The sequence below is a fragment of the Terrabacter tumescens genome (assembly GCF_014646815.1).
GTDB lineage: Bacteria > Actinomycetota > Actinomycetes > Actinomycetales > Dermatophilaceae > Terrabacter > Terrabacter tumescens.
This window is the reverse complement of sequence record NZ_BMNZ01000004.1, coordinates 271,103-286,362: the sequence shown is the minus strand read 5'-3', so window position 1 is coordinate 286,362 and position 15,260 is coordinate 271,103. Positions and strand designations below refer to the sequence as shown.

13 protein-coding genes are annotated in these 15,260 nt (G+C 72.0%); 6 read left to right on the top strand and 7 right to left on the bottom strand.

The annotated features are described in order from the left end of the window. Positions 1-45 precede the first annotated feature (45 nt). Positions 46-978 carry a hydroxymethylglutaryl-CoA lyase gene (locus IEY30_RS11790; protein WP_030196100.1) on the bottom strand — a complete coding sequence of 311 codons (933 nt, stop codon included), beginning with the start codon at positions 976-978 and terminating at the stop codon, positions 46-48. A 113-nt stretch (positions 979-1,091) separates the two neighbouring features. Here IEY30_RS11790 and IEY30_RS11785 point away from each other — a divergent pair, with 113 nt between their 5' ends. Continuing rightward, positions 1,092-2,744, top strand: coding sequence for a DNA repair helicase XPB (locus tag IEY30_RS11785; protein WP_030196097.1), 1,653 nt, complete (start codon positions 1,092-1,094; stop codon positions 2,742-2,744). A gap of 3 nt (positions 2,745-2,747) precedes the next feature. Here IEY30_RS11785 and IEY30_RS11780 read toward each other — a convergent pair whose 3' ends face one another. Then, complete coding sequence (locus tag IEY30_RS11780) at positions 2,748-3,515, bottom strand: sulfite exporter TauE/SafE family protein (protein ID WP_030196094.1); 768 nt, start codon at positions 3,513-3,515, stop codon at positions 2,748-2,750. Between the two features lie 98 nt (positions 3,516-3,613). On the opposite strand from IEY30_RS11780, the gene IEY30_RS11775 reads away from it, so the two are divergent. The 4 genes from IEY30_RS11775 to IEY30_RS11760 all read left to right on the top strand — a co-directional run bounded on the left by IEY30_RS11775 (position 3,614) and on the right by IEY30_RS11760 (position 8,956). Next, positions 3,614-4,336 (top strand): response regulator transcription factor, encoded by a 723-nt coding sequence (locus tag IEY30_RS11775; RefSeq protein WP_030196091.1) that lies wholly within the window; start codon positions 3,614-3,616, stop codon positions 4,334-4,336. A 13-nt stretch (positions 4,337-4,349) separates the two neighbouring features. Beyond that, positions 4,350-5,864, top strand: coding sequence for a sensor histidine kinase (locus IEY30_RS11770; protein WP_229674959.1), 1,515 nt, complete (start codon positions 4,350-4,352; stop codon positions 5,862-5,864). Between the two features lie 68 nt (positions 5,865-5,932). Continuing rightward, the gene (locus IEY30_RS11765) at positions 5,933-7,210 is read left to right on the top strand and encodes a S1C family serine protease (RefSeq protein WP_030196083.1); all 1,278 of its coding nucleotides are present in this window, start codon (positions 5,933-5,935) and stop codon (positions 7,208-7,210) included. Positions 7,211-7,435: 225 nt separating this feature from the next. Next, positions 7,436-8,956 (top strand): SDR family NAD(P)-dependent oxidoreductase, encoded by a 1,521-nt coding sequence (locus IEY30_RS11760; RefSeq protein ID WP_030196079.1) that lies wholly within the window; start codon positions 7,436-7,438, stop codon positions 8,954-8,956. Here the strand turns inward: IEY30_RS11760 and IEY30_RS11755 are convergent. From IEY30_RS11755 to htpX, 5 genes are all read right to left on the bottom strand, one after another. Next, a complete protein-coding gene (locus tag IEY30_RS11755; RefSeq protein WP_030196075.1) occupies positions 8,928-9,290 on the bottom strand; it encodes a hypothetical protein in 363 nt (120 codons plus the stop codon). The two genes, IEY30_RS11760 and IEY30_RS11755, sit on opposite strands and share 29 nt — an antisense overlap. 243 nt (positions 9,291-9,533) lie before the next feature. Then, positions 9,534-10,076, bottom strand: a complete 543-nt coding sequence (locus IEY30_RS11750) for a GNAT family N-acetyltransferase (protein WP_052358413.1) — start codon at positions 10,074-10,076, stop codon at positions 9,534-9,536. After that, on the bottom strand, positions 10,073-10,918 hold the full coding sequence (locus tag IEY30_RS11745; RefSeq protein WP_052358412.1) for a nucleotidyltransferase family protein: 846 nt from the start codon (positions 10,916-10,918) through the stop codon (positions 10,073-10,075). The genes IEY30_RS11750 and IEY30_RS11745 overlap by 4 nt, the downstream gene beginning before the upstream one ends. A gap of 5 nt (positions 10,919-10,923) precedes the next feature. Continuing rightward, on the bottom strand, positions 10,924-13,422 hold the full coding sequence (gene pepN / locus IEY30_RS11740) for an aminopeptidase N (RefSeq protein WP_030196063.1): 2,499 nt from the start codon (positions 13,420-13,422) through the stop codon (positions 10,924-10,926). A gap of 70 nt (positions 13,423-13,492) precedes the next feature. Then, positions 13,493-14,368: a zinc metalloprotease HtpX gene (gene htpX, locus IEY30_RS11735; protein ID WP_030196060.1), complete on the bottom strand. Its 876-nt coding sequence runs from the start codon at positions 14,366-14,368 to the stop codon at positions 13,493-13,495. 196 nt (positions 14,369-14,564) lie between these two features. Here htpX and IEY30_RS11730 point away from each other — a divergent pair, with 196 nt between their 5' ends. Next, a complete protein-coding gene (locus IEY30_RS11730; protein ID WP_030196057.1) occupies positions 14,565-15,164 on the top strand; it encodes a hypothetical protein in 600 nt (199 codons plus the stop codon). Positions 15,165-15,260 lie beyond the last annotated feature (96 nt).

The following is a 15,260-nucleotide window of genomic DNA, read 5'->3' as shown; positions in this document are numbered from 1 at the left end:
ACTCCTGGAGCCGAAAGCCGCGTTCGTTCCGGCCGGTCGGACCGTTCAGGCGCCGGCGAGGGCGCGCACGACGTTGCTCGGCGAGGGCCGGCCGAGCTGCCCCGCCATCCACACCGACGTCTCGACGAGCGCGTCGAGGTCGACACCGGTCTCGACGCCGGCGCCGTGCAGCGCCCAGACGAGGTCTTCGGTGGCGAGGTTGCCGGTGGCCGACTTGGCGTAGGGGCAGCCGCCGAGGCCGCCGGCGGCCGCGTCGACGACGGAGACACCGTCGCGCAGGGCGGCCATGGTGTTGGCGAGCGCCTGGCCGTAGGTGTCGTGGAAGTGCACGGCGACGCGGTCGGTGCCGATGCCCCGGGCGGCGAGCGCCTCGAGCAGCCGGTGCACGTGGCCCGTCGTGCCGACCCCGATCGTGTCGCCGAGGCTCAGCTCGTGGCAGCCGAGGTCCATGAGCCGCTCGGCCGTGTCGACGACCTGCTCGATCGGGACCGGTCCCTCCCACGGGTCGCCGAAGCACATCGAGACGTAGGCGCGCACCCACATGCCGTCGGCCAGCGCGCGCTTCACGACCGGCTCGAACATGGCGTACTGCTCGGTGACCGACCGGTTGAGGTTCTTCTGCGCGAAGGTCTCGGTGGCCGAGCCGAAGATGGCGATCGCGGTCAGGCCCAGCTCGTCGGCGCGGTCGAGGCCGCGCTCGTTGGGCACGAGGGCGGGGCGCCAGCGTCCGAGCCCGTCGGCGCCGAGGGCCGCGAGCACCTCCTCGGCGTCGCCCATCTGCGGCACCCACTTCGCGGGCACGAACGACGTCGTCTCGATGGTGCCGAGCCCGGCGGCCTCGAGCCGGCGGATGAACTCGACCTTGGTGGCGGCCGGCACGACGGTCTTCTCGTTCTGCAGGCCGTCGCGCGGACCGACCTCGTAGATCGTCACCTTCGGGGGCAGCCCCGTCGCCGCCTCGACCTGTGGGGATCGCATGCGCCCATACTGTCACCACGCCACACGAGGCCCCTCGCCGCCGGTTCGATGTATCGGCGCGGTCCAGGGGCCGCCGGAATACCTCGACCTACGCTCGGAGTTGTCCCCACACGATGAATGACGGACCCCTGATCGTCCAGAGCGACAAGACCCTCCTCCTCGAGGTCGACCACCCGAGCGCCGAGGCCGCTCGGCGCGCCATCGCGCCGTTCGCCGAGCTCGAGCGCGCCCCCGAGCACGTGCACACCTACCGGATCACCCCCCTCGGCCTGTGGAACGCCCGTGCCGCCGGGCACGACGCCGAGCAGGTCGTCGACGCCCTCATGACGCACAGCAGGTATGCCGTCCCGAACGCCCTGCTCGTCGACGTGGCCGACACGATGGACCGCTACGGCCGCCTCACCCTCGAGAAGGAGGGCCTCCCCGACTCCGAGGAGGGCACCCGGCTCGTGCTGCGCACGACGGACCGCCCAGTGCTCGAGGAGGTGCTGCGGCACAAGAAGATCAAGCCGCTGACGGGTGAGCGTCTCGACGACCTCGCCGTCGTCGTGCACCCGAGCGAGCGCGGCACCCTCAAGCAGGAGCTGCTCAAGATCGGCTGGCCCGCCGAGGACCTCGCCGGCTACGTCGACGGTGAGGCGCACCCCATCGACCTCCAGCAGGACGGCTGGCACCTGCGGCCCTACCAGCAGCACGCCGTCGACGGCTTCTGGCACGGCGGCTCGGGCGTCGTCGTGCTCCCCTGCGGCGCGGGCAAGACGCTCGTCGGCGCCGGAGCGATGGCCGCGGCCAAGGCGACGACGCTCATCCTCGTGACCAACACCGTCAGCGCGCGGCAGTGGAAGGACGAGCTGCTCAAGCGCACCACGCTGACCGAGGACGAGATCGGCGAGTACTCCGGCGCCCGCAAGGAGATCCGTCCCGTCACCATCGCGACCTACCAGGTGCTGACGACGAAGCGGAAGGGCGCCTACGCCCACCTCGACCTGCTCGACGCGCGCGACTGGGGCCTCGTGGTCTACGACGAGGTGCACCTGCTGCCGGCGCCGATCTTCCGCATGACGGCCGACCTGCAGGCGCGCCGCCGGCTCGGCCTGACGGCGACCCTCGTGCGTGAGGACGGCCGCGAGGCCGACGTCTTCAGCCTCATCGGCCCGAAGCGCTTCGACGCGCCGTGGAAGGACATCGAGGCGCAGGGCTACATCGCTCCCGCCGACTGCGTGGAGGTGCGCGTCAGCCTCCCCGAGAGCCAGCGCCTGGCGTATGCCGTCAGCGAGCCCGAGGACCGCTACCGTCTCGCGTCGTGCTCGGACGCCAAGCTGCCCGTCGTCGAGAAGCTCGCGAAGCAGCACGCCGGTGAGCCGACGCTCGTCATCGGGCAGTACCTCGACCAGCTCCACGAGGTGGCCGAGCGGCTCGGCGCCGAGGTGATCACCGGCGAGACGACGGTCAAGGAGCGCCAGCGCCTGTACGACGCGTTCCGCTCCGGCGAGGTCACGACGCTCGTCGTCAGCAAGGTGGCGAACTTCTCCATCGACCTGCCCGAGGCGAGCGTCGCGATCCAGATCAGCGGCACGTTCGGCTCGCGCCAGGAGGAGGCCCAGCGCCTCGGCCGCGTGCTGCGCCCCAAGGGCGACGGGCGGACCGCGCACTTCTACACGATCGTGTCGCGCGACACGGTCGACGCGGACTTCGCCGCGCACCGCCAGCGCTTCCTCGCCGAGCAGGGCTACGCGTACCGGATCGTCGACGCCGACGACCTCTGAGGCTCAGCTGCGCAGGGCCTCGGTCCCGACGACGACGGCGAGCACGACGAGGAGGACGGCGAAGGCCCGGAGCAGCACCGCCCCGCGGGCCCGACCCGCGAGGCGGTTGCCGGCCCAGGTGCCGGCGCCCGTCGCGGCGGCGAAGACCGTCACGAGGCCCCACGGCAGGCCCGGCACCCCGCCGCCGAGCAGCCGGGTGGCGAGCGCCGCGGCGGCGTTGACGGCGATGACGACGAGGCTCGTCGACGTCGCGACGAGCGCCGGCAGCCGCATGACGACCGCCAGCGCCGGCACGGTCACGAACCCACCGCCGACGCCGAAGAAGCCGGTGAGCGTGCCGACCCCGAACGCCGTCGGGACGAGCTGGGTCAGCGAGACCTCGTCGGAGCGTCGCGCCGCCGTCTCGTCCCGTCGCGCGTGGCGCCACGTGATGGCCCCGACGACGGCGAGCAGCACCGCGAAACCGGCCATGAGCACGCGGGGGTCGGCCAGGACCGAGAGCCGCGCCCCGAGCACGGACCCTCCGAGGCCCAGGCCGCCGAAGACGAGTCCGGTGCGCCAGTCGACGCGTCCCTCGCCGCGCATCGAGACCAGGCCCACCACCGCGCCGAAGAGCACGACGACGAGCGAGATGGTCGTCGCCTCGCGGATCGGCTGGTCGAGCAGGTAGACGAGGACGGGCACCGCGATCACGGCACCGCCCCCGCCGAGCGCGCCCATGACGAGGCCGACGACGAGGCCGAGGAGGGCGGGCAGCAGCAGGGAGGTCATCGCCGCACACGGTAGGGCACCGACCGCCGCACCATCGAGACCGGGCGGATCCGACGAACTCCCAGCGAACTCCCAGCAAACGTGCCGACACTGTTCTCGTGGACACCCAGACTGCCCCGACCGCAGAGGCCCGGCTGCTCGTCGTCGAGGACGAGCCGAACATCCGTGAGCTGCTCGCGACGTCGCTGCGCTTCGCCGGCTTCGAGGTCGAGACGGCCGGTGACGGCACGACCGCCCTCGCCATGGCCGCCGAGTCCGAGCCCGACCTCGTCGTGCTCGACGTCATGCTGCCCGACGTCGACGGCTTCGAGGTGACGCGGCGCCTGCGCGACCGCGGCCGCCAGCAGCCCATCGTCTTCGTCACCGCACGCGACGCGACGGGCGACAAGATCCAGGGCCTCACCGTGGGCGGCGACGACTACGTCACCAAGCCGTTCAGCCTCGAGGAGGTCATCGCCCGGATCCGCGCCGTGCTGCGCCGCACGCGCGGCCAGGCCGACGACGGCGCCACCCTGCGCTTCCACGACCTCGAGCTCAACGAGGACTCCCACGAGGTGCGGCGCGGGGGCCGCGTCATCGACCTGTCCCCCACCGAGTTCAAGCTGCTGCGCTACCTGCTCCTCAACCCCAACCGGGTGCTCTCGAAGCTGCAGATCCTCGACCACGTCTGGGACTACGACTTCCGCGGCGAGTCCGGGATCGTCGAGTCCTACATCTCCTACCTCCGGCGCAAGATCGACGCCGACGGGCCCTCGCTCATCCACACCAAGCGCGGCGTGGGTTACGTTCTCCGCGTGCCCCCCGAGCTGACCACGCCCTGACGCGGTGGTCGACGTGACCGCCGAGCCCGCCGCCCCACCGGGCCGCCGGGAGCGTCCGCTGTCCCGCCTGCGCACCATGCCGCTGCGCTGGCGACTGCTCGCCGTCACCCTCGGGCTCATCGCCGTGGCGCTCGCCGTCACCTCGCTCGTCGTCGGCGCCCTGCTGCGCGTCTACCTCGTCAACCAGACGGAGCAGGAGCTCAAGGTCTACGCCGCGAGCCTGGCGTCCATCGACCCGGCCGAGCTCGCCGAGGCCGGCCCCCAGCTGCCCACCGGCTTCACGACCCGCGTCATCGACGTGCGCACCGGCAAGGCCGACTCCCTCGGCGAGGCCGTCACCGAGACCAACGCGGCCAAGCTGCCCACCCTCACGGTCAACGACCCCAGGGTGACCAAGCGGACCACCTTCCAGATCGGGTCCGTCGAGGGCGACGCCCAGTGGCTCGCCCTCGCCCAGCTCAACGAGACGCGCAACGAGATCTACGTCCTGGCCCTGCCGCTCACGCCCCTCGACCGGACGGTCAACCAGTTCCTGCTCTACGCCGCCGGCATCGGGGCCATCACCCTCATCATCACGGCGGTGCTCGGCTGGTACCTCGTGCGCCGCACCTTCCGGCCCCTGACCCGGATCGAGGACACCGCGGCCCAGATCGCGGTGGGCGACCTGACCCAGCGCGTCGACGTGCCCGACACCGACGACGAGGTCGCCTCGCTGTCCCGGTCGCTCAACGCCATGCTCGCCCGCATCGAGCAGAGCTTCGCCGTCCGGGAGGCCAACGAGGCCCGGATGCGCCGCTTCATCGCCGACGCCTCGCACGAGCTGCGCACCCCGCTGGCCGCCGTCGGCGGCTACGCCGAGCTCTACCGGCAGGGCGCCCTCCCGTCGGCCGACGCCGTGACCGGGGCCATGGGCCGCATCGAGTCCGAGGCGCACCGGATGAGCGGGCTCGTCGAGGACCTGCTCACCCTCGCCCGCCTCGACGGCGAGCGCCCGCTCGAGCTGCAGCCCGTCGACCTCGCCGTGCTGGCCGCCGACGCGGCCCAGGACGCGCGCACCATCGCGCCCGACCGGCACATCGTCGCCACCGGCATCGACGGCCCCATCGAGCCGACCGAGCTGCAGGCCGACGAGCGGCAGCTGCGCCAGGTCGTCACCAACCTCGTCACCAACGCCCGGGTCCACACTCCCGCCGGTACGCCGATCGAGATCCTCGTCGGTCGGGTCGACACCGGGCACGTCGCGCTCCACGTGCGCGACCACGGACACGGCATACCTCCCGGTGAGCGCGCGGACGTCTTCGAGCGCTTCTACCGCGCCGACCGCTCCCGCAGCCGCGGCAAGGGCGGCGGCAACGGCCTCGGCCTCGCCATCGTGCACGCGATCATCGAGGCGCACGACGGACGCGTCAGCGTCCGCGAGACCCCCGGTGGCGGCGCGACGTTCGTCGTCGAGCTCCCCGCCCCCGAGCCCCGGCTCGAGGACGAGCGCCCGCTGCACGGCGCAGCGCAAGGCACAGCCGATTCCTAGGAATGCCACAACCGGGTCCAAAGCTGGGTAGGTCTGATGGAGGCAACAGACCAGAGCGAGGAGGAGCCATGACCTTGGCACCTGAGGACCACACCCAGCAGATCCCGCAGGGCGACTACTACAGCCAGTCGGCACCGCCCGCACCCCCGGCCCCGCCGACGCCGCCGCTGGGCGAGGGCAGCCGCCCCGCCCCGAAGCGCGACCGCCGCGTCGGGCAGACCGCCGTCACCGCGCTGCTGGCCGCCGTCCTCGCGAGCGGGGGGACGTATGCCGTCACCCAGCTCGGTGACACCGGCACCACCTCCTCGACGCCCACCGCGACGGCGACGACGAACCCCAACCAGAACAGCTCGCCCACGGTCGTGCAGGGCAACGCCTCCGCGCCCGACTGGACCGCCGTCGCAGCCGCGGTCGCGCCCAGCGTCGTCAGCATCGACGTCACGACCCAGCAGGGCTCGGGGGCCGGCTCGGGCGTCGTCTTCGACAAGAGCGGCCACATCCTCACCAACAACCACGTGGTGGGCGACGCCACGGGCAACGGCGCGATCACCGTGACCCTCAGCGACGGCCGCACCTACGGCGCGACCATCGTCGGCACCGACGCCTCGACCGACCTCGCCGTCATCAAGCTGACCAACGGCCCGTCCGACCTCACGCCGATCAGCCTCGGCGACTCCGAGGCCCTCAAGGTCGGCGACCCGGCCATGGCCGTCGGCAACCCGCTCGGACTGTCGGGCACCGTGACGACCGGCATCATCTCGGCCCTCAACCGCCCCGTCAGCACCGGCACGTCGAGCGAGTCCCCCTTCGGGCAGCAGCAGTCCTCCGGTGACGAGGTCGTGACGAACGCCATCCAGACGTCGGCCGCGATCAACCCCGGCAACTCCGGTGGCGCCCTCGTCAACGGCAAGGGCGAGCTCATCGGCATCAACAGCTCGATCGCCTCGCTCGGCCAGAGCCAGGGCAGCCAGAGCGGCAACATCGGCATCGGCTTCGCCATCCCCGTCAAGGAGGCCAAGTCCATCGCCGACCAGCTGATCAAGAGCGGCAAGGCCGAGCACGCCTTCCTCGGCGTCAGCACCCGCGACGCGGTGGTCACCGACGGCAGCGCCAAGCGCGCCGGCGCCCAGGTGGTCTCCGTGAGCAGCGGGACGCCCGCCGCGAACGCCGGCCTCAAGAACGGCGACGTCGTCATCGCCGTCGACGGCCAGCGGGTCGACTCCGCCACGGCCCTCGTCGCCCAGATCCGCGAGATGACCGCCGGCGACAAGACCAAGCTGACGATCATCCGTGGCGGTTCGCGTCAGGACGTCGAGGTCACGCTCGCCGTCAAGCCGACCAGCTGAGCCGACCGGCCCCCTCCACTTCGCACCGGGACACGGACAGGGTCACCACACCCTGGACGTGACCCGGGCGAGGCCAACGTCTCCCGATCGCGTATGCCGTCCGCCCCGCTCCGTCCCCGCCACCACGCTCCCGGTGGCTCGGACGGGAGCCGGCCGGACGGCATACGTCATCCCGGGCGCTCCGCGGATTGGGGCGTGAGGGAGCCACCCGCGTACCCTTGCGCGGTGAGTGAGACCGAGAACGAGCTGGACCCCGCTGCCGTCGTGCACCTCGACCCCGAGGACGTCGCGACCGCGGTCCGGGTGCTGGCCCTCGCACCCTCGCTCGAGATCGACGACCCGGACTTCGAGACCCTGAAGCGGGCGGCGTCGCTGATGTACAAGCGGCTCAAGAAGGACCGGCGCAACGCCAAGACGTGGGCCGAGCGCAAGGCCGACCGGCAGGTCATCGAGTCGACCGCCACCGGATCGCCGATGCGGATCGACGACGAGACCAAGGGAATCCCCTTGGTCTCCAACGCAACCGGCGCTTTCGCGGGTGAGCTGATCAACCCGCGCGGGTGCTACATCTGCAAGAGCGACTACACCCTCGTCGACGCGTTCTACCACTGGCTCTGCCCCGACTGCGCGGCCCGCAGCCACGCCAAGCGCGACCAGCGCACCGACCTGACGGGCAAGCGGGCCCTCCTCACGGGCGGCCGCGCCAAGATCGGGATGTACATCGCCCTCCGTCTGCTGCGCGACGGCGCCCACACGACGATCACGACGCGCTTCCCCAAGGACGCGATGCGCCGCTTCGCCTCGATGGAGGACAGCGCCGACTGGATCCACCGGCTCAAGATCGTCGGCATCGACCTGCGCGACCCCACCCAGGTCGTCGCCCTCGCCGACGAGGTGACCGCCGCAGGCCCCCTCGACATCCTCGTGAACAACGCGGCCCAGACGGTGCGCCGCTCCCCCGGCGCCTACAGCAACCTCGTCGAGCTCGAGTCGGCACCGCTGCCCGACGGCGTGGCGCTGCCCGAGATGGTGACCTTCGACCGCATCAGCGAGGCGCACCCGGCGTCGATCGCCGGCGCGCTGGGGGGCCACGCCGTCGCCCACCACGACGGCGAGTCGGTCGAGCACGCGATCGCCGCCCAGACGGCCGCGTCGATGACGGCCCTCGCCCTGTCGGCCGGCCACGCCAGCCTCGAGGCGCACCGGGCCGGTACCGCGGTCGACGCCGGCGGCCTGCTCCCCGACCTCCAGCGCAACAACTCGTGGACCCAGAAGGTCGAGGAGGTCGACCCCCTCGAGCTGCTCGAGGTGCAGCTGTGCAACTCGACGGCCCCCTTCATCCTCGTCTCGCGGCTGCGCCCGGCGATGCGCGCTGCCGTCGCCGCCGGGGCGCGTCGGGCCTACGTCGTCAACGTCTCGGCGATGGAGGGCCAGTTCTCGCGCCGCTACAAGGGGCCGGGCCACCCGCACACCAACATGGCCAAGGCCGCGCTCAACATGATGACCCGCACGAGCGCCGGCGAGATGTTCGAGACCGACCGCATCCTCATGACCGCCGTCGACACCGGCTGGATCACCGACGAGCGCCCGCACGACGAGAAGCTGCGCATCGCCGCCGAGGGGTGGCACGCGCCGCTCGACCTCGTCGACGGCGCGGCCCGCGTCTACGACCCGATCGTGCGCGGCGAGGCGGGCGAGGACCTCTACGGCTGCTTCGTCAAGGACTACGAGCCCAGCCCCTGGTGACCCCTGGGGCGTGGCTCGCGGCAGGTCGCGCCGGGCGCACCAGGTCCCAGTCCGACTCGGCCATGACGACGGCGAACCTCGCGCCACGCGGGTAGCTGACGCGAGCCACGAGGCACATGTCGCCGCCCCGGCGCAGGACCGTCAGGTCGCCCGCGGCGGCATCGGCGACCAGCGTCGTCCAGAACGTCGTCGGGTCGCCGAGCACGAGCGGGTGGCTGCGGTTCGAGGTGATGAGATCGCCCTCGACCTCCACGGTGAACGACCTCCGACAGAAGGGCGGGACCTCGGGCACCGGCTTGCTCTCGGGGTCCTTGTAGAGCACGGTGACCGTCACGCGGCCCCCGCGATGGTGCTCGAGGACCCCACCTCACGAGGGTCGCGAAGGCGCCACGCCACCCGCCGGCCCCCGGCGCCCCTGCTCCCATCCGCGCATCGAACCACACGCACGACGCACAGGGGGACGAACGCGACGGACGGCGCACCACTGCCGTGGGTGGCTCGCGCGGTCACCGGGGGTTCGTGGAGTTCTTCCGGCGCCTGGTGCCGGGAGACCTCCACCAACGGGTGGCGGCGCCGCTCAGGTCAGGGGCTTGGCGTACCAGACCTCGGCGTAGAAGGCGTCGGAGAAGGCCGGCACCCCGACCCACCCGTGCCGCACGTAGAGCGCCCGGGCCTCCTCGAGGTCCAGGCGGGTGTCGAGGCGCATCGCGGACACGCCCCAGACGCGGGCGATCTCCTCGGCGGTGGCCAGCAGCGCCGACCCGAGCCCGGCCCCGCGGTGCTCGGGCCGCACGTAGAGGCGGCGCAGCTCGGCCACCCGGGCGCCGGTGTCGTCGCGCAGGAGCCTCAGCCCCACGCAGCCGCCGAGCACGGCGCTGTCGTCGGCGCGCCGGGCCACGACGAACTCCCCCGTCGGTGGGGCCAGGTCGTCGCTGCGCATCTGCGGGAAACCGGTCTCGATCTCCTCCGGCGTCGAGTCGCGGCCCTCCCGGTGCTGGTACCACCGGTCGCTGACGTCGACGTAGTAGTCGCGCAGCAACGCCTCGCAGGCCGGTTCGCGCACGTCGGCCAGCTCGATGACCCAGGAACCCTGCCCGGGGACGGCCCGGTCGGAGGTCACGTCGCAGGTCCCTGGGCCTCGGTCGACGGCGGCGAGGTGACGGCGACGCCGTCGGCGATGACCTCGGCCATCAGGGCGACGAGGTCGCGACGACGACGGCCGGGGTCGGCGGCATACGTCGACGGGTCGCCGGGGCGCTCGCGCACACGCAGGCCCTCCTCGACGATCTCGCGGTGCTGCGGGTAGGCCTCCAGCGCCCACCGGCCCGCCCCCGACTTGGACGTCGGACGACCGGTGACGAGCAGGTGCACGAGCCGCGGGGCCCCGAGCGCACCCCACTCCGCCGCCTGCGGCAGGGACGCCTCGCGCGGGTGGTGCTCCATCGCCTCGAGCTGCGAGCGCCAGAACGTGTCGAGGTTCTCGAGGGTCGAGGCGTGGAGGGCGGCGTCGTCGCTCCAGATGGCCAGTTCGCGAAGGTGCTTGCCCCACACGGTGACTCCGTGGTCGCGCAGCTCGCGCCACGTGATGTGCTTGACGTCGCAGTGGGTGCCGACGTCGAACCACTGGTGCAGCACCCCGGGGACGTCCGGCACGACGTCGGGCGATCCGGCGAGGTCGGCCGCCACGACGTAGAAGCCGTCGTAGGCCGGCTCGGGCCGGCGCCGGTCGATCTCGGAGTGCACGCGGCGCAGCACCTCGGCGTCGGCGTCGGTCGCCCGCCTCGTCGTCACCGCGACGAAGTCGATGTCGCTGCCGCCGTGGAACTCCCCGCCGAAACCGAGGGAACCGTGCAGGTGGAGCCCCTCGACGAGCCCCGGTGCCTGCTCGTCGAGGAGCGCCAGGTGCAGGTCGCACGTGGCACGGACGACGCCGGGGAGCTCGTCGGGGCTCGGGGCCCCCACCGCCGTCAGACGGCGGCGCCGAACGTCGCGCGGGACGCCAGGGCCTCGCGCAGCTCGGCGTCGGCGTCGACGAGGGAGCGGTGGACCGCCGGCGTCAGGTCGTCACGCGCGATCGTCTCGGCGCTGAGGCGTGCCGTCTCGTCGGTGAAGACCCGCGGGAACGCGACGAGGACGACGCGCGAGAGGGCGTCCTCACCCACCCACGCCGACATCGCCGGGACGTCGGTGAAGTAGCGCGCGACGTAGTCCTCGACGAGGGCGTCGTCAGGGGCGACCCAGAAGCCGCGGGCGAGGTGGACCATCTCGTAGTTGGAGCGGCCGTTGCGGCCCGTCAGCTGCTCCCACGCCCACGCCTTGGCGTCGGCGTCGGGCAGGCTCGCGCGGCACATGAGCGCGTTGAGGCCACCCTGCAGGGTGTCGTCCTTGGCGCGGAACGCGTCGACCTCGGTGGCGCCGATGAGCCCCCGCGCAGCGAGGTTGCGCACGACGATCCACCGGAAGTCACCGTCGTCCTCGAGACCTGCCGGCAGGCCCTGGCCGTCGGCCCACGAGCGCAGCAGCGTCTCGTCGTCGCTCGTGCCCGCCACGAGACGGGCCGCCGCCAGCGACTCGGTCGTGCCGGCGGCCGCCCGCTCGAGCAGCCCGACGCCGGCCCGGTTGAGGCGGGCCACCGCAGCGTCCTGCTGGTCGCGCGGGACGAACCACGGCACGACGCGGTGCTCCGCGTAGGCCGCGACCCGCGTCAGGATCGAGGAGTTCGTCTCGTGCGGCCAGGCTGCGTCGAAGACGTCGAGGAACGCCTCCGGCGAGACCGTCGCGCCGTGCACGCCGTCGATGAGCGAGGACCACACGACGGCCCGGGCCTGCTCGTCGGGGATCTGGCCGAGCTGCGACGGCAGCGCGGCGACCGTCGAGTCCGACAGCCGCACCCGCGCCCACGTCAGGTCCGAGGCGTTCGGGACGAGCACGGCCGGCTCCGGCGTGCGCTCGAGCTCGGCGAGGGTCGTCTCCGGCCCGGTGATCGTCACCGCGACCCGGCCGAGCTCGCGCCCGTCGGTCCAGCCGGCGACGTCGAACGCGTGGGGCCGGTCGGCCGGGCGGTCGGCGGGCGACTCGCGGCGCACGACGGCGGACTCGACGACGCCGCCCTGCTCCTCGAGCTCGACCGAGAGCGTGTCGCGGTCGGCCGTGAGCAGCCACGCGCGCGACCATGCCTCGAGGTCCTTGCCGCTGGCCGTCTCGATGGCGCCGAGGAAGTCGGCGAGCGTGCCGTTGCCGTAGGACTTGTCGGTCAGGTACGCGCGGACCCCGGCGATGAACCGGTCGTCACCGACGTACGCGATGAGCTGGCGCAGCGTGGCCGCGCCCTTGGCATACGAGATGCCGTCGAAGTTCTGCAGCGCGGACTGCGCGTCGAGGGCCTCGACCCCGGCGACGGGGTGGGTCGACGGGGATCGCTCGGCGCCGTAGCCCCACACCTTGCGAACGATCGAGGAGTCGACCCACGCGTCGGTGTACTCGGTGGCGTCGACGAGGCAGCGGTGGCTCATGTACTCGGCGAAGCTCTCGTTGAGCCAGAGGTCGTCCCACCACTTCATCGTGACGATGTCGCCGAACCACATGTGCGACATCTCGTGGCTGACCGTGTTGGCCCGCGTCAGCAGCTCGTCGCGGGTCGCCGCGCCGCGGTAGAGGTACTGGTCGCGGAAGGTGACGCAGCCGGGGTTCTCCATCGCGCCGGCGTTGAACTCCGGGACGAAGACCTGGTGGTACTCCCCGAACGGGTAGCGGATGCCGAAGAGCCCGTGGAAGTAGTCGAACGACCGCTTGGTCACGTCGAAGAGCTCTGCCGCGTGGCGCTCGAGCGGCTCGCGCAGCGACGCCCGGGCGTGCACCCCCAGAGGTATGCCGTCGTGCTCGTCGCGCACGGAGACGTAGGGTCCCGCGCACACCGTCATGAAGTACGTCGCGAGCGGCTTGGTCGTCGCGAGGGTCCACGTGCCGGCACCGACCTGCGAGGCGGCGCCGTTGCCGATGACCGTCCAGTCGAGCGGCGCGTGGACGGTGACGTCGTAGGGCGCCTTGAGGTCGGGCTGGTCGAAGCAGGTGTAGACGCTGGGGGCCGCGTCGAGGAAGAGGTGGCCGTAGACGTAGTCGAGGTCGTCGGCGGGGTCGGTGGCCCGGTGCAGGCCCTGACCGTCGTGGCTGTAGGCCATCGTCGCCGCGACGACGAGCTCGTTGTCGGCTGCGAGGTCCGGCAGGGTCAGGCGGCCGTCGGTGACCGCGTCGGGGTCGAGAGGCGCGCCGTTGAGCGAGACCGTCTCGACGGAGCGAGCCTTGAGGTCCACCCACGTCTCGGCACCCGGCCGGGCGCACGTGAAGCGGACGACCGTCCGCGAGCCGAAGACCTCCGCACCCTGGTCGAGGTCGAGCTCGACGGCATACGACGTGACGGTGATCAGCGAGGATCGCTCGCGGGCTTCGGCCAGGGTGAGACTGCGCATAGGTGCGAGCCTGCCAGATGGAGCGCCCGGCCGTCGCCCGGGATGCCGGACTGCAGCGTCGCGGTCGGGGTCAGCGGTGGAGCGGACCGCCGGCCATGCTCTCGAGACGCGCGATGCGCTGGTCCATCGGCGGGTGCGTCGAGAGGAAGCGCGTGACGTCCTGGGCCCGGAACGGGCTCGCGATCATCATGTGGCTCGCGTTGACGATGTCCTGCGACGGGGCGAGCGGTGCGCGGGCCACACCGGACTCGAGCTTGCGCAGCGCCGAGGCGAGGGCGAGCGGGTCGCCGGTCAGCTTGGCGCCGTCCTCGTCGGCGTCGTATTCGCGCGTGCGGCTGATCGCCATCTGGATCATCATCGCGGCGAGGGGCGCGAGCAGGCTCATGGCCAGCAGGGCGAAGGGGTTGGGGCGGTCCTCGTCGGAGCCGCCGCCACCGAACATGCTCGTGAACATCAGCATCTGGCCGATCGAGGTGATGACGCCGGCGATGGCGGCCGCGACCGAGCTCGTGAGGATGTCGCGGTTGTAGACGTGCATGAGCTCGTGTCCGAGGACGCCGCGCAGCTCGCGCTCGTCGAGCAGGCCGAGGATGCCCTCGGTGCAGCAGACGGCGGCGTTCTGCGGGTTGCGGCCCGTCGCGAAGGCGTTCGGGGCCTGGGTGGGGCTGATGTAGAGGCGCGGCATCGGCTTGCCTGCGGCGGTGGAGAGCTCGCGGACGATGCGGTACATCGCCGGCGCCTGCGCCTCGGAGACCGGGTAGGCGTGCATGGCGCGGATCGCGAGCTTGTCGCTGTTCCAGTAGCCGTAGAAGGTCGTCGCGACGCCGATGAGCGCGAAGACCCAGATGAAGCGCCCGCCGCCGACGAGCGCGCCGATGCCGAGCAGGAGGGCCCAGATGCCGCCGAAGAGGGCGGCCGTCTTGAGCCCGTTGAAGTGGTTGTGCATGTCGGGTGAACGACCGGCTCCGGGGTGGTGTTCCCGCTGGGAGTCCTCTGGGAGTCCGCTGGACGTGATGGCCGCGCATCGGGATGTGACACACGCCTCAAACCGGACTCGTTGAAACGGCAACTCAACTACTACGCGCCGTAGTAGTTTGGCCGTGTTGGGGAAACCGACACCCTTCCGATGAAAGAAGCGAACGATGCGCAAGACACTCGACAAGCTGATCTCGTGGACCGGCCTCATCATGGCCGCCGTGCTCGTGGTCGCCGGCGGACTGCTGATGTACGCGAGCAGCTTCGTCGCCAACAACGTGCACGAGCAGCTGAGCCAGCAGAACATCACGATGCCGGCCGCGGCAGCCCTCGAGACCCAGGCCCAGAAGGACGCGCTCCTGCAGTACGCCGGCCAGCAGATGACGACCGGCGACCAGGCCAAGGCCTTCGCCGACCACTACATCCTCGTCCACATGAACGCTGCGTCGGACAACCGCACGTACGAGGAGGTCTCGGGCGAGTTCCTCAAGATGTCGAAGGACCCGAACGCCGACCAGGCCAAGGTTGCCGAGCTGGGCCAGCTGCGCCAGACGCTCTTCATGGGCAACACCCTGCGGGGCCTGCTCCTCAACGCCTACGCCTTCGGCACGATGGGCACCATCGCCTTCTACGCCGCCATCGGTGCCTTCGTGGGAGCCGCCCTCCTGCTGGCCCTCGCCCTGCTCGGCCTGCGCCACGCGAAGACCGCCGAGGACGAGGCGGCGGTCCAGGCCGGCCACGCGAGGACCATCCCGCAGACCGCCTGACCACCGGACCTCGGTCGGCGCCCCCGCCACACGGCGCCACGACCGGACGGAACGGCCCCGGGACCTCGGTCCCGGGGCCGTTCCGTGTCACCGTGC